The organism is Yinghuangia soli (genome assembly GCF_021502675.1).
Lineage (GTDB): Bacteria > Actinomycetota > Actinomycetes > Streptomycetales > Streptomycetaceae > Yinghuangia > Yinghuangia soli.
The window spans coordinates 23789-45091 of record NZ_JAKFHA010000049.1 but is presented as its reverse complement, the minus strand read 5'-3'; the positions used below and the strand labels follow the sequence as shown (position 1 = coordinate 45091).

General features: G+C 73.4%; 24 protein-coding genes. 11 read left to right on the top strand and 13 right to left on the bottom strand.

The genetic code is table 11. The annotated features are described in order from the left end of the window. Positions 1-2: 2 nt before the first annotated feature. The 3 genes from LZ495_RS40445 to LZ495_RS40435 all read right to left on the bottom strand — a co-directional run bounded on the left by LZ495_RS40445 (position 3) and on the right by LZ495_RS40435 (position 1992). The gene (locus LZ495_RS40445; protein ID WP_235058230.1) at positions 3-932 is read right to left on the bottom strand and encodes a metalloregulator ArsR/SmtB family transcription factor; all 930 of its coding nucleotides are present in this window, start codon (positions 930-932) and stop codon (positions 3-5) included. A 234-nt stretch (positions 933-1166) separates the two neighbouring features. Next, positions 1167-1568 carry a RidA family protein gene (locus tag LZ495_RS40440; RefSeq protein ID WP_235058229.1) on the bottom strand — a complete coding sequence of 134 codons (402 nt, stop codon included), beginning with the start codon at positions 1566-1568 and terminating at the stop codon, positions 1167-1169. A 124-nt stretch (positions 1569-1692) separates the two neighbouring features. After that, positions 1693-1992 (bottom strand): hypothetical protein, encoded by a 300-nt coding sequence (locus tag LZ495_RS40435; protein ID WP_235058228.1) that lies wholly within the window; start codon positions 1990-1992, stop codon positions 1693-1695. A 250-nt stretch (positions 1993-2242) separates the two neighbouring features. Here LZ495_RS40435 and LZ495_RS40430 point away from each other — a divergent pair, with 250 nt between their 5' ends. Beyond that, on the top strand, positions 2243-3034 hold the full coding sequence (locus LZ495_RS40430) for a PaaI family thioesterase (RefSeq protein WP_235058227.1): 792 nt from the start codon (positions 2243-2245) through the stop codon (positions 3032-3034). A gap of 192 nt (positions 3035-3226) precedes the next feature. On the opposite strand, the gene LZ495_RS40425 is transcribed toward LZ495_RS40430, so the two are convergent. From LZ495_RS40425 to LZ495_RS40415, 3 genes are all read right to left on the bottom strand, one after another. Beyond that, positions 3227-3553 carry a DUF6355 family natural product biosynthesis protein gene (locus LZ495_RS40425; RefSeq protein ID WP_235058226.1) on the bottom strand — a complete coding sequence of 109 codons (327 nt, stop codon included), beginning with the start codon at positions 3551-3553 and terminating at the stop codon, positions 3227-3229. 225 nt (positions 3554-3778) lie between these two features. Next, entirely contained in the window at positions 3779-5506 is a 1728-nt protein-coding gene (locus tag LZ495_RS40420) for an FAD-dependent monooxygenase (RefSeq protein ID WP_235058225.1), read from the bottom strand. 49 nt (positions 5507-5555) lie between these two features. After that, complete coding sequence (locus tag LZ495_RS40415; protein ID WP_235058224.1) at positions 5556-6515, bottom strand: MBL fold metallo-hydrolase; 960 nt, start codon at positions 6513-6515, stop codon at positions 5556-5558. A 190-nt stretch (positions 6516-6705) separates the two neighbouring features. On the opposite strand from LZ495_RS40415, the gene LZ495_RS40410 reads away from it, so the two are divergent. Both LZ495_RS40410 and LZ495_RS40405 read left to right on the top strand, forming a co-directional pair. Continuing rightward, positions 6706-7401: an IclR family transcriptional regulator gene (locus tag LZ495_RS40410; protein ID WP_235058223.1), complete on the top strand. Its 696-nt coding sequence runs from the start codon at positions 6706-6708 to the stop codon at positions 7399-7401. 197 nt (positions 7402-7598) lie between these two features. Beyond that, entirely contained in the window at positions 7599-8174 is a 576-nt protein-coding gene (locus LZ495_RS40405) for a dihydrofolate reductase family protein (protein WP_235058222.1), read from the top strand. A gap of 247 nt (positions 8175-8421) precedes the next feature. On the opposite strand, the gene LZ495_RS40400 is transcribed toward LZ495_RS40405, so the two are convergent. The 3 genes from LZ495_RS40400 to LZ495_RS40390 all read right to left on the bottom strand — a co-directional run bounded on the left by LZ495_RS40400 (position 8422) and on the right by LZ495_RS40390 (position 11144). Next, complete coding sequence (locus LZ495_RS40400; RefSeq protein ID WP_235058221.1) at positions 8422-8937, bottom strand: GNAT family N-acetyltransferase; 516 nt, start codon at positions 8935-8937, stop codon at positions 8422-8424. 50 nt (positions 8938-8987) lie between these two features. After that, entirely contained in the window at positions 8988-9932 is a 945-nt protein-coding gene (locus LZ495_RS40395; RefSeq protein ID WP_268823981.1) for a metallophosphoesterase family protein, read from the bottom strand. A 207-nt stretch (positions 9933-10139) separates the two neighbouring features. Beyond that, entirely contained in the window at positions 10140-11144 is a 1005-nt protein-coding gene (locus LZ495_RS40390; RefSeq protein WP_235058219.1) for an SMP-30/gluconolactonase/LRE family protein, read from the bottom strand. Between the two features lie 155 nt (positions 11145-11299). Between LZ495_RS40390 and LZ495_RS40380 the strand changes: the two genes are divergently transcribed. Next, positions 11300-12535: an alpha/beta hydrolase fold domain-containing protein gene (locus LZ495_RS40380; protein WP_284701877.1), complete on the top strand. Its 1236-nt coding sequence runs from the start codon at positions 11300-11302 to the stop codon at positions 12533-12535. 28 nt (positions 12536-12563) lie between these two features. Here LZ495_RS40380 and LZ495_RS40375 read toward each other — a convergent pair whose 3' ends face one another. Next, a complete protein-coding gene (locus LZ495_RS40375; RefSeq protein WP_235058218.1) occupies positions 12564-14948 on the bottom strand; it encodes a molybdopterin oxidoreductase family protein in 2385 nt (794 codons plus the stop codon). 250 nt (positions 14949-15198) lie between these two features. Between LZ495_RS40375 and LZ495_RS40370 the strand changes: the two genes are divergently transcribed. From LZ495_RS40370 to LZ495_RS40360, 3 genes are read left to right on the top strand one after another with little or no spacing between them, the layout of a single operon-like run. Then, positions 15199-15672 (top strand): hypothetical protein, encoded by a 474-nt coding sequence (locus LZ495_RS40370; protein WP_235058217.1) that lies wholly within the window; start codon positions 15199-15201, stop codon positions 15670-15672. Between the two features lie 54 nt (positions 15673-15726). Next, positions 15727-16392, top strand: a complete 666-nt coding sequence (locus LZ495_RS40365) for a HemK2/MTQ2 family protein methyltransferase (protein WP_235058216.1) — start codon at positions 15727-15729, stop codon at positions 16390-16392. Beyond that, positions 16370-16636, top strand: coding sequence for a CDGSH iron-sulfur domain-containing protein (locus LZ495_RS40360; protein ID WP_372498714.1), 267 nt, complete (start codon positions 16370-16372; stop codon positions 16634-16636). The genes LZ495_RS40365 and LZ495_RS40360 overlap by 23 nt, the downstream gene beginning before the upstream one ends. Here the strand turns inward: LZ495_RS40360 and LZ495_RS40355 are convergent. Beyond that, a complete protein-coding gene (locus tag LZ495_RS40355; protein WP_235058215.1) occupies positions 16619-17587 on the bottom strand; it encodes an iron-containing redox enzyme family protein in 969 nt (322 codons plus the stop codon). The genes LZ495_RS40360 and LZ495_RS40355 overlap by 18 nt on opposite strands. A 255-nt stretch (positions 17588-17842) precedes the next feature. Here LZ495_RS40355 and LZ495_RS40350 point away from each other — a divergent pair, with 255 nt between their 5' ends. Further along, positions 17843-18013 carry a DUF5670 family protein gene (locus LZ495_RS40350; protein ID WP_235058214.1) on the top strand — a complete coding sequence of 57 codons (171 nt, stop codon included), beginning with the start codon at positions 17843-17845 and terminating at the stop codon, positions 18011-18013. Positions 18014-18039: 26 nt separating this feature from the next. Beyond that, positions 18040-18504, top strand: coding sequence for a hypothetical protein (locus LZ495_RS40345; RefSeq protein ID WP_235058213.1), 465 nt, complete (start codon positions 18040-18042; stop codon positions 18502-18504). Positions 18505-18530: 26 nt separating this feature from the next. On the opposite strand, the gene LZ495_RS40340 is transcribed toward LZ495_RS40345, so the two are convergent. Together LZ495_RS40340 and LZ495_RS40335 are read right to left on the bottom strand one after the other, a co-directional pair. After that, the gene (locus LZ495_RS40340; RefSeq protein ID WP_235058212.1) at positions 18531-18884 is read right to left on the bottom strand and encodes an STAS domain-containing protein; all 354 of its coding nucleotides are present in this window, start codon (positions 18882-18884) and stop codon (positions 18531-18533) included. 45 nt (positions 18885-18929) lie between these two features. After that, positions 18930-19412, bottom strand: a complete 483-nt coding sequence (locus tag LZ495_RS40335; protein ID WP_235058211.1) for an ATP-binding protein — start codon at positions 19410-19412, stop codon at positions 18930-18932. A gap of 360 nt (positions 19413-19772) precedes the next feature. Between LZ495_RS40335 and LZ495_RS40330 the strand changes: the two genes are divergently transcribed. Both LZ495_RS40330 and LZ495_RS40325 read left to right on the top strand, forming a co-directional pair. Beyond that, positions 19773-20060, top strand: coding sequence for an EF-hand domain-containing protein (locus LZ495_RS40330; RefSeq protein WP_235058210.1), 288 nt, complete (start codon positions 19773-19775; stop codon positions 20058-20060). Beyond that, entirely contained in the window at positions 20050-21282 is a 1233-nt protein-coding gene (locus LZ495_RS40325; RefSeq protein ID WP_235058209.1) for a carboxylate-amine ligase, read from the top strand. The genes LZ495_RS40330 and LZ495_RS40325 overlap by 11 nt, the downstream gene beginning before the upstream one ends. Positions 21283-21303: the final 21 nt, after the last annotated feature.

Below are 21303 nucleotides of genomic sequence, written 5' to 3'. Positions count from 1 at the left end.
GTTCACGACTGCGAGTCCTTTGCGTCGGTGTGCTGCGGCTGTGCCGCGGAAGGGGAGGTGGCAGAGCCGGCGAAGGCTGCGAGGGCGGTCGCCAGGTTGTCGAGGCTCTGTCCGAAGCCGATGTCGATGCCTGCGATGAAGTCCGCGGACTCGACGGTGCTGTCGGTGATCCGCCAGCGGACGTCGAGCCCCGTCGCGGCCGGCGTCCCCGCGGTGCCGGCGGGGCCGGGGAAGAGGTCGAAGTCGAGGTGGGCGGTGAACGCGATGCGGCCGTCGGGCAGGAGCGGGGACAGCCGGTACGACAGGTGCTCGCCGGGGCGTACGGCGACGACGACGCCCTCGGCCCGCCCGGCGGCCGCGTCGGATCCGTCGGTGTCCTCCGCGTCGCGGTACTCCTGGACGATCCGGCCGCCCGGCCGCGCCTCGAAGACGAGTTCGGAACTGCGCAGCGCCTCGGGTGTCCACCAGTCGGCGAGGAGCGGGGCCTCGGTCAGGTGGCGCCACACCGGTCCCGGTGCGGCGGGCAGGTCGCGGTGGAACCGGAAGGTCCGGCCGTCGGCCCAGCCGGGGCGGTCCGCGGCGCTGCGCTCGGCGTCGAGGTGGAGCCCGTACCGGTCGAACGTCGCGCGCGGTCCGCCGGGGACACCGGCAACTGCCGTGGCTCCGCCGGTCTGTGCGGAGTCGGCGAGCCGGAGGAGTTCCTCGGCCAGGGCGCGCAGGGGAGCGGACTCGAGCGCGTAGATGCGGCGTTGGCCGGTGCGCTGCGAGGTGACGACTCCGGCTCGTCCGAGTGCCTGCAGGTGCTTGGTGGTCTGCGGTTGGCGTGCTTCGGCGAGTTGGGCGAGGACGCCGACCGAGCGGGGGCGTTCGGCGAGCAGGCCGACGAGTCGCCAGCGGGCCGGGTCCGCGAGAGCGGCAAGGAGTGCGTCCATGCCTTTATATTCTCTGATCCGAATATTCGTGTCAAGGAATATGCCCAGGGCAGTCGGCTGAACGACGGACTCGGGGCATGCCGAGACGACGGCGCCTCGTGGGCGAGCTGCGTTCGCCCGCCGCCGCGGCGCGGGGGGGCCGCGGGGGCGCGGGCCCCCCCCCCGGCGCCGTCGTCTGTCCTGTCCGGCTATTCGCCGATCGCCGGCCGGTTCGGTTCGCCGGACGGCCCCGGCTTACGGTCGGGCGGCGATGGCCTCGACCTCGAAGAGCACATCGGGGGCGGCCAGGCTCGCCACGCCGAGCAGGGTCTGAGTGGGCGGGTTCGTGCCCCAGTGCTCCTGCACGGCCCCGGCGATCGGTCCGAGCTTGGTGACGTCGTGGTCCACGACGTACGTCCGCAGCTGGACGACGTGGCTCAGGTCGAGCCCGTGGGCGGCCAGCGCGGTCTCGATGTTGCGGAACGTCTGCTTGACCTGGTCGGCGAACTCGTCCGAGACGACCGCGCCATCCGGGCCGGATCCGTACTGGCCTGCCACCAGCACCAGTTCCGTCCCCGCGGGGATGGCGGCGGTGTGGCTGTAGCCGAACGGGACGGGGTTGTGCAGACCGGCCGGGTTGACGATGCTGTGTGCCATGAGGGTCGCCTCTCGCTTGCGGTGGGGCCTTGTTTCTTGATCAAAGCCTCGCAGCGAATACACGACACCCATGGTCATGTATTACGAGCGACCTTCGAGAGCCTTCGCGATGTGCGAAGCCGCGTCAGGGGGCCGTACGGCGGTTCGGGGGCGGGGCGTCGGTCAGCAGCTCGCGGGTCTCGGTGTCGTGGGGCTCGGTCGTGCCGTCTTCCGGCCCCGATGCGCCCACGGCGCGGTCCAAGGCCGGGGAGCCGTCCTCGCCGGCGATCCGGGATTCGTCCCGGTGGGCGGCCTGGGATTCGGCTGCGTCGGCGGGTGGGTAACCCGTGCCGGCCACGTCGTCGCTGCCTTCGTGGTCCTCGGGGATGCCGGGCGCGACGTGGGGGCCTCGCATGCCGATGACACGGTTCCGCGGTCGGGTCATGGGTGCACGCTCCTTCGGTCGGCTTCCGCGGTGCGGAGGGGAAGCGGACGGCCTCGTCCGACCCGGCACGCCGCTACCCGTGCGTGGCGCTGCCATGCCCCGATGCCCCGGGTATGCGCGGAGCCTGCTGGACACGTGTCGCATGCGCCGGCAAGGGCGTCTGTATGATCGAGGCGATTTGCTTGCCATAGTCATGTAATTGGCGCGGCCGTCCGCGGGCGCGCGCACCACAGCAACAGGGGGCAGCGCGATGACCGGACCGGGTGACGAGGGAGCCGCGGTGTTCGCCGCGGCCATCGAGAGGCTGCTGGCGGACGGAATCCCCGAGGTCGCGGACGTCCCGGCTGCGTCGCTGGACTTGGTCGAGGGCATCCGGAACCTCGTCGAGGCCGCGGTACGGACCGATGTGGACGCCGAAGTGCGTGCCGAAGCCGCGCAGTTGGTGAGCCAGGCCACGAAACTGCTGCAGGCCGCCACCAACGACGCCGTCGTACGCTTCGCCCGCACGCCGGGCGGCCGCATCGACCAGCTGACGCAGGCCGGTTCGGGGATGCTCAACCCGCAGGCGCCGCGCCTGGTCTTCCGGGACTCGCCCGACATGGCGACGAAGGCCTTCGCGGCCGACGCCGAACCGAAGTCCGTGGAGGTCGTCGCGGACTGCACCCTGTCCGCAGCGCACAGCGGCCCGCCCGGACGCGCCCACGGCGGAGTCGTGGCCACCCTCCTCGACCATGTGCTCGGCCTGGCCGCATCGGCCGCGGGCGTGCCGGGCTTCACCGCGGGGCTGGACGTCCGCTACCGGGCCGCCACGCCGTACGACGTGCCGCTCGAGGTGCGGGCCCGCTGGACGCACTGCGAGGGCCGCAAGAGCTTTGCCACCGGCGAGATCCTGGCCGGCGGCCGAGTCACCGCCGAGGCGACCGCGGTGTTCATCGCCCCGCCCGCGATGCGGACGCTGTGGAGCCAGGGCGGCGAGTCCGCGTCGGAGGACGGCGAAGCCGGCGTGGACGGTGCCGACGCCGCCGACACCGTACGGACGTGATCGGCGCGGCTTTCCGCAGGTGATCCGCTGCGGGAGCCCATGTGTCCGGGGCTGAGGGCCGCGTACCCGGGAGCCATCGGTGCAAGAGACATGTGCACAGCGCCCGGCCGCTGCGGAGTGCGGCGGCCGGGCGGCTGCGTGGTGAATCCGGGCAGCGGAATGAGATGCCGTTGCCGGTAGGGGAGTTGCCGGTCAGTTGCAGCCGGCGTGGATGACCCAGGCGTCGTCGATGTCCCATGCGCTGCCGAGGTTGGCGGTCGAGCGGGCGGGGACGCAGGCGTAGCTGTTGGATCCCCAGTCGTCGATCTCGATGGTGACGGACTCGCCCGAGCAGTTGCTGAAGTAGCCGGTGTTGCCGTGCTCGTAGTAGCCGCATGCGGCAGGCGCCGCAGCGGTGTTCGCGTTGGCCGTGCCGACGCCGAGGACGAGCATGCCGGCGACCGAGGTGGTCAGGACCGCGGCGGACAGCAGGCCGGTCGAGCCGAAGCGGCGGGCGGTGCGGATGCGCTGCGTGTTCACGGGTGCTCCTTGAGTCCGGACGCTGGAGCGGGGGCCCAGTGCCACCGTCGCCGTCCGATGTCTCAAGATTGCCGCGGGAAATCGGGGTGATCGTCCTGCGGAGCGGCGATATGCGGCCTGAATCCAACTATGTAGGTGGGGAGGGCGTCTCGTCCGGCTCCCTGGCCGGGGGCTCGTCCGTGCGGATTAGGCCAAGTGGGGGTGTGGCTGTGAACAAGGCATGCTTCAAAGGGAGTTCGACGGTATGGCGAGAGCGCGGCGCAGAGCCTCGGCCACAGCGTGCGGGGTCGCGTCCGGCAGGATCGCGGCGATGTGGGCGTCGGGGCGGATCAGCCACGCCTCGCCGGGGCGCGGGGTGAAGGCGGCCGCCAGAGCGCCGTCGACGTCGATCCGGTCGAGGCGGAGCGTGGTGAGCGGGACGGCGGAGACCTGGCGGGCGGCCGTGAACAGGCGTTCGGCCCAAGCGTCGTCGTAGCGCGGGTCGGCGGGGTCGGCGGAGTCGGCGCGGTCGGTGAGGCCGGGGGAGCCGGGGGAGCCGAGGGAGTCCAGTGGGCCGAGTGAGCCGGCCGAGTCGGCTGCGCCGGCATCACCGGCCAGCAAGAGGGTGAAGCCGTCCCGCAAGACCTCGCGCAGGTGCCGGGCGTCCGGCCTGCCGGCGATGCGGACCGGGGCGTCGGGGACGATCACGCCGGGGGCGGCGGCGCACTCCGCACCCTTGTCCGGGCGTCCGCGGAACGGGCGGTCGGGGTTCGGCGTGGTCAGCGGGGACCCGGCGTACCAGAAGGGCTCGGCGAGGCGCCCGGAGTCGACGTGTCTGCGGGCGAACTCCAGGTCGGTGGAAGCCTCGTCGAGGATGCGGAGGCGTTCTGCGCGGGCCTCGTCGTCCGGAGGTACGAGGAAGCGCATGGTCGCGCCGGTCACCTCGAGGTTCTCGCGGGCGGCCGCGTGCCGCTCGTCGTGGTACGAGGCGAGCAGCTCCGGCGGCGCCCAGCCGTGCGCCACGCAGGCGATCTTCCAAGCCGCGTTCTCGGCGTCCGGCACACCGGAGTTGAGGCCGCGGGCGCCGAACGGCGCAACCAGGTGCGCGCCGTCGCCCGCCAGCAGCACCCGGCCCACCGCCATGCGGTCCGCGAGCCGCGCGTGGAACCGGTACACCGTGCGCCACACGATCTCGTACGGGCGGTCCCCGATGATCTGCCGGATCCGCCGGTCCAGCCCGCCCGCCGTCTCCTCGGACTCCAGGTCGAAGGAGGGTGGGACCTGCCAGTCGATGCGGAACACCGAGTCCGGGCACGGGTGGATCAGCACCTGGCGCTCCGGATTCCACGGCGGGTCGAAGTAGAACCGGCGTTCGTGCTCCCAACCGGGCAGGTCGGCGCGGATGTCGCAGATCAGGAACCGGTCCTCGAACGACTCGCCCGGGAAGGCGACACCGAGAGCGTCGCGGACCGCACTGCCGCGGGCGCCGCAGCAGGCGACGGCGTACGACCCGCGCACCCGGGTCCCGCCGGCGCAGACCGCGGTGACGCCCGCGCCGTCCTGCACCAGATCGGCGACGTCGTGCCCCCAGCGCACGTCGATGCGCGGCCGGGCGGCGAGCGCCTCGTCGAGGATCTCCTCGGTCCGGCTCTGCGAGATGTTCACGAACGGCGGCAGCGGGGACCGCCCGCGCTCGGTGAACGTCCAGGCGAACAACTCCCTGTCGCGGTGGTACGTCCGGGCCGTGGTCCAGGTCAGCCCCTCGTCCGCGACCGCCCGGGCGCCGAGCGACGCCCACACGTCCAGGACGTCGCGCTGCTGGCAGATCGCCTTGGACCCGACCAGGTCGCGCGCCGGACGCCGGTCCAGGACCACCACGTCCAGGCCCCACCGGGCGAGCAGCAGCGCGGCCGTCTGGCCGACGGGGCCGGCGCCGACGACCAGGACGGGGGCGGGCGGTGTACGGGTCTCCATCGGCATGATTCCTCGCGGCGGTTTCCGAGGGGATATGTCGGCGCCCGGGTCAGCCCTGCAACTGCGCCCAGACCTCTTGGTCGCGCTCGGCGGTCCAGATGACCGGGCGCTCGATGCCGGACAGTTCGTCCCACAGCCGCGAGACGTCGAACGGCAGGCAGTGCTCGAAGATCGGCCAGCGCCCGTACTGCGGCGCCAGTTCGGCGTGCACCGCCTCGAACGCATCCTTGAGGGTCCCACCGCCCTGCTGGATCCGGCCTACGGACTCGATCATCACCTGCAGGAAGCGCCGGGTCTGCGCGATGGCCGCGTCGACCTCGTCGCGCCCGCGGGCCACCGCACCGCGTCCGCCGACGAGCGCCTCCGCGCCGAGCGCCGCGACCGCGTCCAGCGTGCCGGACGCCCAGTCGCGGTGGAACGCGTCGCCCGTGTACAGCGCGGCCTGTGCCTCGACCAGGTCGCCCGCGAACAGCACCTTCTGGCGCGGCAGCCACGCCACGATGTCGCCCTCGGTGTGCCCGCGCCCGCAGTACCGCAGCTCCAGGTCGCCGCGGTCGCCGCCCAGGTCGATGGTGAAGCGGTCGGAGAACGTCGCGGTGGGCTGCGTGAGGCCCGGGATCGACTCCGGCTCCTTGAACAGCCGGGGCATGCGCCCGAACTCGGACTCCCAGTCCTGCAGGCCGCGTTCGGCGATCAGGTGGCGGGTGTTGTCGTGCGCGACGATGACGTCCGCGTCGAACGCGCTCGCCCCCAGGACCCGCACCGCGTGGTAGTGCGACAGGACGAGATAGCGCACCGGCTTGTCGGTGTGCTCGCGCAGCATCGCCAGCCACTCGCGCGCCGCGACCGGGGTGGCGAGCGCCTCGAAGCAGACCACGAAGTCCTCGCCCTCGACCGCCCCGACGTTCGGGTCCCCTTCGGCGGTCAGCGCATACACGCCGTCCGCCAGGACCTCCAGCGTGCGCTGCTTCTCGCCCAGGTCCGCGGACGATGCGAACGGCTTCGCCATGCACTGCCTCCTCGACACGGCCGCCGATGCTTGTTCTATAATCGAACGGCATTCTCGGTATCGGAACTGCTGACCGGTCACCGTAGCCGCCGCCCGAGACATTGAGAAGGCTCCGCGCCCAACTGGGCGACCGGACGACGTGTCGGCGCGCCGCGCGTCGGACCCCGCCACGCCAGGAGAGAGCCGCCGCATGACCGCCGACGATCCCGCGAAGCCCGCCCCGCACTCGCAGACCCTCGACCGCGGCCTGCGCATCCTCGAGATCCTCGCCGAGGCCGAACGGCCCATGGGAATCGCCGAGTTGGCCGTGGCGCTCGGTGTGCACCGGTCGATCGCGTACCGGATCCTCCGCACCCTGGAGGACCACCGGCTGGTACGCCGCGGCCCGGACGGAGCCTGCGAACTCGGCGTCGGCCTCGCCACCCTCGCCCGCGGGGTGTCCCGCGACCTGCACTCCGCGGCACTGCCCGAACTCGCGGCCATCGCGAACGAGATAGGCGTGACCGCGTTCCTGGCCGTGCCCGACGGGGAGGAGTGCGTCACGCTCGCCGCCGTCGAGCCGCGGCACTCGGTGGCCGCCGTCGCGCAGCGCCCCGGCACCCGCCACGCCCTCGACCGCGGCGCCCCCGGCCTCGCCCTGCTCTCCGCGGGCCCGGCGAGGCCGGCCGAACGCCCCGATGTCACCGCCGCCCGCCGCCTCGGCTACGCCCGCTCCGACAGCGAGGTGCTGCCCGGCCTCGCGTCCCTCGCCGTCCCGGTCGTCAGCGGCACCCGCGGCACGGTCGGCGCCCTGGCCGTCGTGTTCGTGGGCGATGCTCCGGACGAGGAGAAGACCGCGCTGCGCCTGCAGCGCGCAGCCCGCGCGATCGCCGCGGAACTTCCGTAGGGGCTGCGGCGCGGGGCCGGAAACCGCCGCGCGCCACGGCCGGACGCCGTTCGTGTAGCTGCGCTAACCGACCGTGCTCCGTTCTCTACTTGATCACCTTCGAGTGCCGGGAGAGGCTGGATCTCGGCCGGCCACGACGGTGGCCGGCCTCTGCACGCGGGGCGCCGAGGGCGCCCCTGGAACCGGAGGAAGCCGTCATGGCACGAGAATTGGTCTACACGGGGTTCATGTCCCTGGACGGAGTTGTCGACTCGCCCGGCGGCAAGGCCGAGGGCCACCGCAGCGGCGGATGGGTCATGGAGACGCCGTTCGTGCCGGAGGCGTACGCGCTGAAGGGCGAGGAGCTGGAGGAGACCTCGGCGCTGATGTTCGGCCGCCGCAGCTACGACGCCTTCGCGCCGTTCTGGCCGGGCTCGGAGGACCACGCGGGCTACAAGGACCTGCCCAAGTACGTGCTCTCCACCTCGCTCACCGAGGCGGAGCTCGTCGAGGACTGGGGCCCGATCACCATCCTGCGCTCGACCGAGGACGTGGCGAAGCTCAAGGAGACCGAGGGCGGTGCCATCTTCATCCACGGCAGCGCCGAGCTGGCGCGCCGGCTCGCCGACGCGGACCTGATCGACCGGTACAACCTGCTGGTCTTCCCGGTCCTCCTCGGCGCCGGCAAGGGCCTCTTCAGCCGCGAAGACCAGGACAAGCGGACCCTGGCGCTGCGCGACTCCGCCACCTACTCCAACGGCGTCGCCAAGCTCGTCTACGACGTCGTCCGGTAGGGGCGGCACAGGCCAAGGCGGTGCGCGTCCGCATCCGGGCATGGCATGCGGGCGCCGCGGCGAGGGGACGCGCCGCGAACCGCCGCGGGGCCCGGCGCCGGCCGTCGGCGACCGGGCGGGGCGGGACGGTACGGAGCCGTCCCGCCTCCGGCGGCTTGTGGGCACCTCGGGACGCCCTGGGACGCCCTGGGAGGGTTTGGGACGTTCGCAGGACGTTGCGGGACGCTTCCGGGACGTCTCGCGCCGCTCAGCCGAGCGCCGCTTCCCAGCGCACCTCGCCGTCCTCCCACCGGTCGGTCGCCGCGAGGCCGGCCGCAGCCGCCACCGCTCCCGAAGCCTTGTGGTCCGGGTGGATGTGCGCGATGACCGTGTGCACCGGGACCTCGCGCAGCCAGCCGATCAGCCCTTGCGCGGCCTCCCGGGCGATGCCGTGCCCCTGCCACGGCGTCCCGACCACCCAGGAGATCTCCGCGGCGTACCCGCGCTCGTCCGCGGTCACCGTCGCCTGGACCGTACCGGCGAGCACACCCTCGTCGCGGATCTTCACCACCCAGTTGCACCAGGCCTGCCCGGGGTCGGGCGAGCCCGCGGACCAGCGCCGGTACCGCGCCCGCAGAGCTTCGAGCGTCTCCGGCTCACCGCCGATGAACGTGTGCAGCGCGGGGTCGCCCAGGACCGCAGCCATTTCGTCGGCATGCTCGACCTGAAGGGGAAGCAGCGTAAGACGATCGGTCTGGATCGCTGCCGGTCTGATGGTGATCACATTGACTCCTGTGTGGAACGTCCGACGAGTATGACGTCCGACGTTCCGCGTCAGCAGGCGGCTGCGACGAGGGCGGCCAGGTCCAGGGCGTCGCCGCCGACGTCGGCGAGCCAGGCGTCGTCGACGTACTCGAAGGTGCCGGCCGCGGTGTCCAGGAGGCCGATGCTGCCCGGGGCCACGGACTGGCCGGGGTTGACGGGCTCGGGCTCCCAGCGGCCGGCCTTGGGGCGGACCAGCTGCGCAAGCGCGTACGAGGTCGTCCGGCCGTACTGCCGCGGGCCGTTGGGGTGGTGGTAGTGGCCGCTGACGTGCAGCGGCGGCTGGAGGTGCTCGATGAGGCGGGTCAGCTTCGGGGAGCCCTGCACCTCGCCGCGCCGGTCCTTCGACATGCCGTACGGCCCGTCGTGGGTGACCAGGATGTCGGCGCTTCCGGGCGCGGCGGCCATCAGGCGCGCGTACGCGTCCTCGTCCAGGTCCATGTAGCCCTCGACCTCGACCAGTCCGAGGAACGCCACCTTGCGGCCGGCCACCTCCACGACGCTGCCGCAGGCCACGTGGCGGTACGCGCCGAGCGGGTCGATCGGCACGGTCGCGGGGTCCTCCGAGCCGGCCGGGGCGTCCGAGGCATCCGGCGCGTTCGCTGCGTCCGATGCGCCCGCGCCGCGCGCGGCGGCGTGCAGACCGGCCAGCCACTCGTGGTCCTCGTGGTTCCCGCTGACGAACAGCATCGGCGGGACGTGCCGCAGCGCCGCGCGGATCCCCGCGGCGAACGACGGTTCCGGGGCCAGCAGTTGCAGGAAGTCGCCCTGCGCCGGATGGTCCCGCGCGAAGCGGCGGGTCGGCTCGTCGTAGCGCTCCACCGACGGATACGCGCCCAGGTCCCCGACCTGGATCACCGCGTCCAGCCGGATACCCCGGCGCGCCTGCAGCATCACCACCGCACCGAATGCGTGCCGCACGCACCCGTGCACATCACCCACGAACGCGATCCTCATCGCGTACCGCCCTTTCTCGCGACCGGAGTCCATGGCGCGGCGCGGGCCGGGCGGTGCAACGAAGCGGTGTCAACCGCCGGTGCGTTCCGGTGGCTCACATCCCCTCGCTCCACCGCTCCCGCGGCCGCCTGCCACCGAGCATCGCACCCGCCGGGGCGCGGCGAAAGGCGGAGGCGGCCGTGTCGCGAGGGAAAGGCGCGCCACGCCCTACGTCAGTTGGCTCAGCGGGACGCGGACGACGGTGTACGGCAGGTTGGGGGACGCCACGTCCCACTGGAAGTTCACGGCGAGGATCGCGTCGCCGTCGAACGCTGCGGTGGACGGGCGGTCCAGCAGCGCGTGGGTCGCGCGGCGCTCGACCATGCCGGCCGCGTAACTCCCGCCCAGGTGCACGATGTTGACGGTGTCGCGGGTGCCGTCGATGCTGCTGACCGCGTAGAGCGTGCGGCCGCGGATGAGCAGGCCGTCGCCGTTCACATCGGCCCCGCCGAGGTCGATCCGGCGGATCTCACTGGTACGCCGGTCGATGCGGAGCAGGGCGCGGCTGTCCATGTGCGCGGCGATCAAGTACCGCTGGTCGGGAGTGACCACGATCCCGTTGAAGTGCACGTTCGTCCCGTCGACGACCGGCGACCCGGTGAAGTCCGCGAAGACGGGCAGCGGCGCCGCGGCGGGCGCGGCCGGGGCCGCGAGCCGGTCGGCCGTGATGCGGTAGATCTTGGGCTGCAGCGTGTCGGTGACGTACACATCGCCGTTCGCGGCGACGGCGACGTCGTTGAGCAGGCTCCCGGTACCGCTGCTGAAGGTGTGCAGAAGAGTGCCGCTGCGCGTGTCGTACACCCAGACCAGGCCCGTGAAGCCGCCCGCGATGATCAGGCGGCCGCGGGCGTCGACCTTCATGCCGAGAGCGCCCGTACGGCCGTCCGCACCGCCGGGCAGGAACACCTCGACCGCGCCGGACCGCAGGTCCCCGCGGTAGACCGTGCCGTCCGCGGCGCTGCCGGTGTAGAAGTACGGCCGGTACGGGTCGCGCGCGATCCCCTCCGGCGCGGCCTGCGCGCCCGGGATCGCCCACACCTGCGGACGATGCGCCGAAGCCGCGGCCGCGGACGGCGGTTCCGCGGCAGATGCGACCGGGACACCGGACGCGGCGAGCGAGGCGACGGCCGCGGTGACCGCGGCGGCGCGGGCGAAGGCGCGGGATGAACGCATGGTGAATGACCTTTCCAGGCACGGCGGACAGGCCGGGTGGCCATGTGCGCAACGCTGGCATCCGCGGCCGCGCCGAGGGAAAGGCCGAATGCGCATCGCCGTCATGCACGGGGTGCATCAGCAACCCGGACGCCCGGTGCGCGATACTCGCGGCCATGACGGGCAGGCACGGCGACAGCGGCGGATCCACCGGAAACGTGCTGCCGTTCCCGCAGGCCGCGGACGCCGTCGAGCTGCGCCACCTCCGGGCGTTCGCGGCCGTCGCCGGCGAACTGCACTTCGGCAGGGCGGCCGCACAGCTCTACGTATCGCAGCCCGCCCTCAGCCGCCAGATCAGCTCGCTCGAACGCCTCCTGGGCTGCGCCCTGTTCCGCCGCTCCACCCACCGCGTCGAACTCACCCCGGCCGGCGAGGCCCTGCTCGACCGCGCGCAGCGCATCATCGCCGACGTCGACGACGCCGTCACCGCGACCCGGGCCGTCGGCGGCGAACTCCACGCCCGCATCGCCCAGTATTGGGAACCGGTCGACGGCAGCCGCCTCGAAGTCCAGTCACTGCGCGACGCGTTGGAGGATCTGCACGCCCGGTTCCCGCCCCGCGCCGACGTCGCCATCGCACCCGTCAACGCCGGGGGAGTACCCGCACTGCGGCTGACCCCGCCTGCCGCCGGCCATGAGCCCACCGTGCTCTTCCTGCACGGCGGCGTGTACCGCAGCGGATCCGCGTTCGGCTACCGCCCGCTGGCCGGCGCCCTCGCCGCCGCGGCCGAACGCTCCGTACTGCTCCCGGACTACCGCCTCGCCCCCGAACACCCGTACCCGGCCGCCCTCGACGACGCCCTGCGCGCGTACCTCTGGCTCGTCGACCGCGGCACCGATCCGCAGCGCATCACCGTCGCCGGCGACTCCTCCGGCGCGCACCTGGCCCTCTCGCTCCTGCTCGCCCTCCGGCAGCGCGGCCTGCCCGCCCCGGGCCGCGCGGCCCTGCTCTGCCCCGGCCTCGACCTCGCAGGCCGCTTCCGCACCGAACCGGACGACGCCGCCGAACCCGGCGACCCGATCGGGGCGCTGCTCTGCCGCCGCTTCGTCGAGGAGTACCTCTGCGGCCACCCGGCGGACGACCCGCTGGTCAGCCCCCTCACCGCCGACCTGACCGGACTCCCGCCACTCCTCGTCCAGGCAGCCACCGGCGACCCGTACCGCCCCGACGCCCACCGCCTCGCCGACCGCGCCCGCGACCACGGCGTGGACGTGCGCTTCGAGCTGTACCCGGTGGACCACCACACGTTCCAGATCTTCTGGACCTTCCTCCCCGAAGCAGCCGAAGCCCTCGACCGCGCAGGCCGGTTCATCCGCGAGGAGCGCGAGCGCCGACCGCTGCCACCCCGGTGACCGCAGCTTCGGTGCCGTGCCGAACCGGTCACGCCACCCAGACAGGACCCGATGCGGAGGGGGTCCCGCCGGCTCGGGACACCAGGGTCACGGCCGCCGCGCCGGTCTTGAACAGCGGCTGCTGCGAGACGGGGTCGCACTGCGTCGGGGTGGCCTCGTTGGCGGCGCTCCCGGTGCCGGGCGCGTCGGGGCCGCAGGCCGCTTCGGTGTCCCAGTAGCCGTAGTGGAAGGGCACGAACACGGTGTCGTCGCGCAACGCGGCCAGGCGCAGCGGCGCCTGCACGCTGCCGCGGGCGGTGCGGACCTCGACCAGGTCGCCTTCCGCGAGGTCCAGAGCGGCCGCGGTGGCGGGGGAGAGTTCGGCCCAGACCCGCGGTGCGGCGTCGTTCAGGGCCGGCACGCGGCCGGTCTTGGTGCGCGTGTGGAACTGGTAGAGGCCGCGGCCGGTGGTGAGGTGGAGCGGGTACTCGGCGTCGGTCGGCTCGTCCGGAGGGACGTACGGGGCCGGCTTGATCATCGCCTTGCCGTGCGGGTTCAGGCGCAGGTAGTCGTCCCGGTCGAGCGGATCCCCGGTAATGAGGTCCTTGCCGTACGTCTCGCACTGATCCGGTGCGGCCCATACGGCTCCGTCGGCGTACAAGCGCTCGGTGCCGGCGGGGTGTTCCGCGTTGCACGGCCACTGGATCCCGCCGTTGCGCAGCCGCTCGTACGTGATCGCCGTGTAGTCGCAGGGGCGGCCCGCGCTGCAGTCCTGCCAGGCGGCGAACGCGGACTCGGCGTCGGTCCAGGGCACGAGCGGGCCGCCGTCCCGGTCGCGGAAGTCCATGCGCCGCGCGTAGTCGAGGAAGATGTCCAGGTCGCTGCGGGCGATGCCGGGCGGATCGACGGCCTTGCCGCTGATGTGCACGGTGCGGTCGGCGTTGGTGAACGTCCCGGTCTTCTCGCCCCAGGTCGCGGCCGGCAGCACGGCGTCGGCGAAGTGCGCGGTCTCGGTGCGGAAAAGGTCCTGGACGACGGTGAACAGGCCGCGGTCGGAAAGGGTTTCGCGGACGCGGCCGAGGTGCGGGAGGGACACGGCAGGGTTCGTGCCGATGATCCACAGCATGCGGATGCGGCCTTGCCGGGCCCGTTCGAAGATCTCCATGGCCGGGGTCGGCGCGGCATCGTGCGGGATGGCCTCGGGGTCGACGTTCCACACCCGCGCGAGGTCGGCCACGTGCGCCGGGTCGGCCCAGTTGCGGAAGCCCGGCAGGTCGCCGTTCGCGCCGCACTCGCGGGTGTTCTGGGCGGTGGGCTGGCCGTTCATCTGCAGGACGCCGCATCCGGGCCGGCCGAGCATGCCGCGGATCAGGTGCAGGTTGTTCACCTGCACGGCCGCAGCGGTGGCCTGGTGGGACTGGTAGATGCCCTGGAGCACGGTGGACACCAGGCGCGGTGCGCTGCCGAGCAGTTCGGCGGCCTCCTCGATGCGGGCCTGCGGCACGTCGCAGATGTCCGCGGCCCACTTCGGGGTGCAGGCGGAGACCTGCTCGGCGAGCCGTTCGAAGCCGACGGTATGGGCCGCGATCCAGTCCGGGGCGGTGTGTCCGGCGCGGATCACCTCGTGCAGAAGCGCGTTGAGCAGGGCGACGTTCGTGCCGGGCCGCGCGGCCAGGTGCACGGTCGCGGCGCGGGCCACCCGGGTGGGACGCGGGTCCACGCACAGCAGCTCCGGCGGGGAGGTCCCGGCCAGCCGGTCCAGGATCCGCATCCACAGCACCGGCTGCGTCTCGGCCGCGTTGTGCCCGAAGAGCGCGACGGCATCGGTGTGGTCGATGTCGTCGTACGAGCCCGGCTGACCGTCGGACCCGAACGACTCCTTGAGCGCCTCGGCAGCGGTCGCCGTGCACAGCCGGGTGTTGCCGTCCAGGTGCGGAGTGCCGATCCCGGCGCGGGCGATGACCGCGAGCGTGTACGACTCCTCCAGGAACAACTGGCCGCTGGTGTGGAACCCGATCGCCTCCGGGCCGGGGCCGGCGAGCAGCTCGCGGGTGCGGTCGGCGATGACCTCCAACGCGGTGTCCCAGTCGCACGGCACCAAGTGGCCGTCGCGCCGGACCAGGGGAGTGGCCAGCCGGTCGGGGGCGGCTCCGGCCTGCCAGCCGAACAGGTCCTTGGGGCCGAGCCGGCCGCGGTTCACCCGGTCGCCCGCGCGCCCGCGGACGCCGGCGATCCGGCCGCCGGCCACGGCGATGTCCATCGCGTCCCCGTTGGAGTGCAGGAGCGATGCGGACGGGACCCAGCGCTCCACGTCCTCAGGGCGTACGCCGGGGGCCAGCTCGGTGTCGACGCGTTCCGGCCAGGGCGTGCCGCGCTCGTACGGTGTGCGGCGGCCCCAGGGATCGGCGATCCGCTCCGGTGTCGGCTCTCGCATCGGGGGCCTCCTCCAGCAGTGCCGCTGTGCGTCGTACGCGGCTCGCGCGGCGGCTACCCGGTCGGCCGCGGTCCACGCGGCCGCGCTGCGGATCGCTCGTCGGGAAGTCCGTGGCAACTGAATTGGTCGATCCTGAGCGGATCTGTCCGAATCCAGCCCGGCGTTGTCCGGTGCCGTTGTTCTTGGGCGGGTAGCGGCTGGATGCCTCACTTTCGGAGGCGACGCCGACCCCGCGTCGAGGGGCATAGGGATGGAGGACGTTATGGCCACCGCGGAGATCCGGGCGATCGTGGAGTCGGCCGCCCGGCACGCGGACATCGACAAGGCCCTGGCCGAGGTGCAGCGCAAGGTCGCGGTGGACGGCGGCGGTGCCCGTGTGGGTGAGGCCGTCGGCGACTTGGCGGCGGTACTGCGTGCCGACGCCGACCACGAATGCCGGCGCATCTATCCGGCCGTCCGGCGGAACGTCACCGGTGGCTGCCAACTCGTGGCGCATGGCCTGCGGGCACACAGTTACCTCTCCCGCTGCCTGGACGAACTGGCCGCCTGCCCGCCCCACGCGCCGCAGTACGGCACGCTCCTCGGCAACCTGCGTGTGGCGTTCCGCGACCACCGCAGCGACCACGAGGAGCGCCTCTTCGTCCGGCTGCGCGGTGCTTGCCGCGGCGAACGGCGCCGGTCGCCGAGCGGGCAGGCCGGCATCCCCGCACCGCGCGCCGCGTAGTCCGGCACGCGCGCCGCGTCGTTTCGGCGGCGGCGCGCAGGGCAGCCGCCGATCATGAAGCTGCTCTGCCTGCCGGGCACGTACCGGCCCCAAGGTGACACCTGGCTGCTGGTCGCCGCCTATCTCGAAGGCGGATTCGGCGACGCACGACGGGTGTTGGACGTCGGTACCGGGACCGGCGCAGTGGCGCTGGCCGCGGCCCGGACCGGGGGCACCGGTCGCCGGGTCACCGCCGTGGACATCTCGCGCCGCGCGGTGTGGTCGGCCCGGGTCAACGGGCTCCGGCGCCGCCTCCGCCTCCGGGTACGCCGCGGCGACCTGCTGGAGCCGGTGGCCGCCGAGCGGTTCGACCTCGTCCTGGCCAACCCGCCCTATGTCCCGGCGACCAGCCCTGAAGCACCGCACCGCGGTCCCGAGCGGTCATGGGACGCGGGCCGCGACGGGCGCCTGCTGCTCGACCGCTTGTGCCGGGGCGTACCCGGCATCCTCCGGCCGGGCGGCACCGTCCTGATCGTGCACTCCTCTCTGTGCGGGGTGCCCCGGACGCTGCGCCTGCTGCGTACGGCCGGCCTGCGCGCCCGGGTCGTCGCCCGGCGGACCCAGCCCTTCGGGCCGGTGCTGACCGCCCGAGCGCCCTACATGGAATCCTGCGGGATCATCGAACCTGGTTGCCGGGAAGAGGAGTTGGTGGTCATCCGTGGCGACCTGGCAGCAGCCTGAACACGACGGCGAGGACCGTCCCCCGACGCCCCGGAGCGCGGCATGCCCGCGCGGGATCACCGTCGTCCCCAACGGCCCCGTCCTGATCGAAGGCCCGGTCGAAGTCGCCATGCCGGACGGGACGACCGCACGCTCGGAACGCGTCGTCGTCGCCGTCTGCACCTGCCTGCGCAGCAGGCGCCTGCCCTGGTGCGACACCAGCCACCGCGCCCGCCCGCGGCGCACCTCAGCGCGCGGCGAGTGAGGCGAGCGGACCACCGCGCAGCGACGAACGGCCTGCCGCCCACGCCTCGCGCACGTGTGCGCCGAACCGGTCGTCCAGCAGCGTGGACACCCGGATGCCGAACGCGATGTCGGCGGCCGCTCCGGGCTCGTCCTCCAGGAGTCCGCCCAGCACCTCGCGGCGCATCAGCTGCTCGTGGACGGCGTCCGCTTCGACATGCTCGGTGAAGAACACGGTGCACGCAGGATCGTCGATGCCGAGCAGCGCCAACGCATCCGCGAGCCGCGCCGCGCCCGGCGACGAGCCGGCCTCCAGCGCCGCGAAATGCCCGGCAGCCATACCCCGCAGCCGCCGGTGCCAGCCGAACAGCGACATCGCGTTCACCACCGCCAGCATCGGCGCCGGGACCCGGTCCAGGTAGGCGTTGCAGCCGTCGTCGAGCCCGAGCCCGCGCATGAGATCCGCGTACAAGCGCGCATGGACGCGCTCCGCCCGCCCCGCGCCGAACTCGTCGAACTCCACCGCCACGACGGCCGCCTTCGCCCGCCCGGCCAGCCGCGGGATCAGCAGCGCCTGCGGGTCGGCCTCCTTCAGCTGGAAGACCGACCGGTGCACGACGTACTCGCGGAACCGCTCCACGTCGGGACGCTCCACCAGCAGCGCCGACGGGCCCTTCGGACCGCCGCGCGCAGGATGCAGGACCGCGTCCATGGCCAGGTCGACACTGCCCGGATCGCCGACGGCCGTGCGCAGCGCGGCGAGGAACGCCTCCTCCAGCCGAGCGCGCAGCGCCAGCAACTGCGGATCCCACTCCCAGCCGGCATCAACGCCGGGGAGGTCCCGGTAGTGCAGCTCATAGCAAAGGTAGAGCGCCAGTTGCGCGTCTTCGCCCCACGGATCCGGTGCCTGCCCGATCGGCGGTACGCCGCTCCCGGGCGCCTGCCGCAGCACGTCCAGCACCGCCTTCGACACCGGCCCGCGCGCTGTCGGCAACGCGGGCGGCCGATGCGGTCCGGTCGGCGCATCTCCGTCCGTCACGGCCGTGCGCGCTCCGCGGGTCATCCTCACCACATCCTCTGATCGGGTCACCGACACCTGGTCGTCCCGGCGCCGGGTCGCCTCGCGGCTACCCGGCGGCCGACGCGTCACGCACCGGCCGGCCCCGCCCGCGGTCGATCCCCCCGCGCGGGAACGTGTCATCCCGGCACATCAGGGCAGCGGCACAGCATGATTCCTCTTCTTCTCGTCCTTCTGTTGGTGCTGATCCTGTTCGGCGCCGGGTTCGCCCTCGAGGCTCTGTGGTGGATAGCCGTCATCCTGCTCGTCGTCTGGATCCTCGGATTCTTCTTCCGGGGCGCCGGGGCGGGCGGATCCCGAGGCCGCTGGTACCGCTGGTAGTGGCACCCCGGTCTCAGGCGACGAACATGTCCTCCGACGTTCCTGCCCCCGACATCCCTGTCCCCGATGCTGTACCCGACCGGCGCCCCGCTTCGGCGGGGCGCCTCGGCTTGGCCACCGGCCACCGCGACCGGATGAACCGCATCCAGGAATTCGCGCGCGTCGCCCGGACCGCGCTGGACCCGGCGCAACTCGACGCGATCACCGAACGACTGCTCGCGCGGCTGCGCACCCTGCACCCGGTGAGCTCCTCGTACGGCCGCTTCCGGTACTGCATCGTCGAGCTCAACCAGCCCATGGCCGATGCCATCGCCGACGAACTGCTCGGCCCCGCGCGCAGGCACACCGACGCCGAACTGCCGCGCCGTGCGGCCCGCCGCGGGCTGCGGCGCGCCGTCGACACCTTCACGCCCGGCTCGGGGGAGGGCTTCCGCGGCTACGCCGCATCCGTGATCGCCGCCGAGGCGCACCGCCTCACGAACGGCAGCTGACGGGCCGGCCGGGCCCGGCCCGTCCCTCAGCTGCCGGCTGCCGTGGCGACGTCCTCGAAGGTGGGGAGCAGGGGGCCCACTTGGGCCAGGTCGATGACGCGGAGCGTCTGCTCGGGGGCGGCGGCCAGGCGCAGCATGCCGCCGGATTCCCGGAGTTCGCGGGCGGTATGGAGAAGGACGCGCAGACCGCTCGAATCGAGGAAACCCGCGGTGCTCATGTCGACGACGATGTGCCGCGCGCCGTCGCCGGCCACGGCGTCCAGCTTGGCGCCGAACTCCTCGGCCGAATAGAAGTCGATGTCGCCGTCGGCGGCGACCACCGTCCAGTCGGCGTCCACGGCATCGCCGGGAGTGCCGCCGGGGTCCTTCGGAGCCGTCATCGGTGTCCCTCCGCGTTCGGCACGCCGAGCAGCGGCGTCGCCATGTCAACCAAGCCTAGGGCGGACGCCCGCGAACGGCACCGTGGCCTGCACCGTTTTGCCGCCGCCGTGCGACAGCACCCGGACCCCGCCGGTCAGCCGCTTGACGATCATCAGCCCGTAGCCGGGCGCCCGCACTCCGCGGTCCAGCGGCTGCCGGTCGCCGCCGTCCCGGACCGTGATCTCGGCGCCGGACGGCGTGCAGCGCAGCGTGAGGCGGCACGGGCCCGGCGCGTGCCGGCAGGCGTTCGCCACCAGCTCGCCGACCACCATGAGCGTGTCGACGGACGCCTTGGGCGCGCCGCCGGGGGCTGCGCCGGCTGCGGGCGGGCGGTCCGGCACGTGCGGGGCGTCCGTCGCGAGGAACTGCTCCGCGGCGAGCCTGGCTGCGCGTACCGAGCCGGGCGACCCGTCCAGGTGCACCACCAGGGTGCCCCCGCGGACCACTTCGACCCGCACGGCCGGTTCGGGCTCTTCCCCTGATGTCATGCGGCGGCTCCCACCACTGCGGCTCCCGACATTGCCTCCCCCTCCGGTCACCCCGCCGACCGCCGTGCATTGCTGCGGTCCGTCTTTCATTCTGCTTTCTGCATTTTCGCCTTCAGCATGGCGTGTGCGCCCGCCGAAGTCGCGCCGGGCCGCGGCAGGGACCGCAGCAGCCCCGCCGTGGCGTAATACTGCCCCGGCATTCGTGCGGCTACCCGGACGACGCCGGTTGTCACGCAGGCAATCGTGCCCGATCCGATGCCTGAGCACGCCGCGTACGGGTAGCGGCGGACCGAAGCGCACCATCCGGGCGCTGCAATCCCCGGCACCGCCCGGTGGCGCGGACCACGGAAGGACCCGACCGTGAACGACTTCCCGTACGACTTCGGCCACGTCCGCAACGCGTTCGACGCCGCCGACACCGACCACGACGGCCATCTCTACACCAGAGAACTGCTCGCCGTCCTCGACCGGCTCGGCCGCCCCGCAACGGCAGGCTGCGGGGCGGAGCTGATGCGCACGTACGACGCCGACGCTTCCGGGACCATCGACTTCGACGAGTTCGTCGCCCTGCTGAGCGGCGTTCCCGGGGCCCGCATGCCGCACGGGGGCGAGCACTCCGCGGGCACCCACCGCCGTGATGCCGTTTGACGCCGTGCCGGGCGTCCTCACCGTCGGCGTCGAGGAGGAGTTCTTCCTCGTCGACCGGACGACCCGCAGGACCGTCCCGCGGGCACCCGACGTACTCGCCTGGGGACAGGACGTACTCGACGACCGCCTGCAGGGGGAGTTTCTCCGCACCCAGGTCGAGACCGTGAGCGAACCGGCCGGCAGCCTCCCCGCCTTGCTGCGCGACCTGGCGGCCCTGCACCGCGGTGCCGCCGCCGCGGCGGCGTCCGCCGACTGCCGGCTCGTCGCGAGCGGTACGCCCGTCCTGCGCAGCATGCGTTCCCCCGCCCTGACCCGCGGACCCCGCTACCGCGGCATCGCCGACCGCGTCGCGGGCATCGTCGGAGCCCTGGGCGACGGCCTGTGCGGCTGCCACGTGCACCTGGGCATAGGCGACCGCGAAGAGGCGGTACGCGTCGCCGCGCACCTGCGCCCGTGGCTGCCGACCATCCAGGCGCTCACGGCGAACTCGCCCTTCTGGCAGGGCGAGGACACCGGCTACGCGGCCTGGCGGCTGCTCCAGTGGGGCAAGTGGCCCACGGTCGAGCCCACCCCGGCCTTCCCCGACGCCGCCGCCTACGACGCGGCGCTCGACAGCCTGGTCGACTCCGGGACGCTCCTGGACCGCCGCATGGTCTATTGGTACGCCCGCCTCTCCGAGCGCTATCCGACGCTGGAGATCCGCATCGCCGACTCCAACGCCGACCTCGGCACCACGCTGCTCGCCGCCGCCCTCCTGCGCGGCCTGTGCGGCTGCCTGCTGGACGACGTACGGGCCGGCCGGGACGCTCCGGACGTGCCGGACCACCTGCTGCGCGCGGCGCACTGGAGGGCGGCCCGCGACGGCCTGGCCGGCACCGGGATCGACCTCGCGACCGGACACCTGGTCCCGGCCCGCAGACTCGCCCGCGCGCTCCTGCTGCGCGCCCGGCCCGGGCTGCAGGCCGCCGGGGACTTCGCCACGGCGGCGAAGCTGCTCGGCAACGTCCTGCGCCGCGGCGACGCAGCCCAGCAGCAGCGTGCGGCCTACCGCAGGCGCGGGCGGCTGCCGGACGTCGTCGACATGCTGGCCGACCGGACCGAGGCCGCGGCTTCGGCCGGCGACGCCCGGCTCGGACCTCCACTCGGACCGGTGCTCGGACCGCTGCTCGGCGGCGACGCCGCGTCGCCGCCCGCGGATCCCCCGGATGGCCGACGCGCCTGACGACCGGGCCGTATCCCACCG

Coding starts and splice junctions, on each gene's coding strand:
- LZ495_RS40445 (WP_235058230.1), bottom strand. CDS start 932: ATGGACGCACTCCTTGCCGCTCTCGCGGACCCGGCCCGCTGGCGACTC.
- LZ495_RS40440 (WP_235058229.1), bottom strand. CDS start 1,568: ATGGCACACAGCATCGTCAACCCGGCCGGTCTGCACAACCCCGTCCCG.
- LZ495_RS40435 (WP_235058228.1), bottom strand. CDS start 1,992: ATGACCCGACCGCGGAACCGTGTCATCGGCATGCGAGGCCCCCACGTC.
- LZ495_RS40430 (WP_235058227.1), top strand. CDS start 2,243: ATGACCGGACCGGGTGACGAGGGAGCCGCGGTGTTCGCCGCGGCCATC.
- LZ495_RS40420 (WP_235058225.1), bottom strand. CDS start 5,506: ATGGAGACCCGTACACCGCCCGCCCCCGTCCTGGTCGTCGGCGCCGGC.
- LZ495_RS40415 (WP_235058224.1), bottom strand. CDS start 6,515: ATGGCGAAGCCGTTCGCATCGTCCGCGGACCTGGGCGAGAAGCAGCGC.
- LZ495_RS40410 (WP_235058223.1), top strand. CDS start 6,706: ATGACCGCCGACGATCCCGCGAAGCCCGCCCCGCACTCGCAGACCCTC.
- LZ495_RS40405 (WP_235058222.1), top strand. CDS start 7,599: ATGGCACGAGAATTGGTCTACACGGGGTTCATGTCCCTGGACGGAGTT.
- LZ495_RS40395 (WP_268823981.1), bottom strand. CDS start 9,932: ATGAGGATCGCGTTCGTGGGTGATGTGCACGGGTGCGTGCGGCACGCA.
- LZ495_RS40390 (WP_235058219.1), bottom strand. CDS start 11,144: ATGCGTTCATCCCGCGCCTTCGCCCGCGCCGCCGCGGTCACCGCGGCC.
- LZ495_RS40380 (WP_284701877.1), top strand. CDS start 11,300: ATGACGGGCAGGCACGGCGACAGCGGCGGATCCACCGGAAACGTGCTG.
- LZ495_RS40375 (WP_235058218.1), bottom strand. CDS start 14,948: ATGCGAGAGCCGACACCGGAGCGGATCGCCGATCCCTGGGGCCGCCGC.
- LZ495_RS40370 (WP_235058217.1), top strand. CDS start 15,199: ATGGAGGACGTTATGGCCACCGCGGAGATCCGGGCGATCGTGGAGTCG.
- LZ495_RS40365 (WP_235058216.1), top strand. CDS start 15,727: ATGAAGCTGCTCTGCCTGCCGGGCACGTACCGGCCCCAAGGTGACACC.
- LZ495_RS40350 (WP_235058214.1), top strand. CDS start 17,843: ATGATTCCTCTTCTTCTCGTCCTTCTGTTGGTGCTGATCCTGTTCGGC.
- LZ495_RS40345 (WP_235058213.1), top strand. CDS start 18,040: ATGTCCTCCGACGTTCCTGCCCCCGACATCCCTGTCCCCGATGCTGTA.
- LZ495_RS40340 (WP_235058212.1), bottom strand. CDS start 18,884: ATGACGGCTCCGAAGGACCCCGGCGGCACTCCCGGCGATGCCGTGGAC.
- LZ495_RS40335 (WP_235058211.1), bottom strand. CDS start 19,412: ATGACATCAGGGGAAGAGCCCGAACCGGCCGTGCGGGTCGAAGTGGTC.
- LZ495_RS40325 (WP_235058209.1), top strand. CDS start 20,050: ATGCCGTTTGACGCCGTGCCGGGCGTCCTCACCGTCGGCGTCGAGGAG.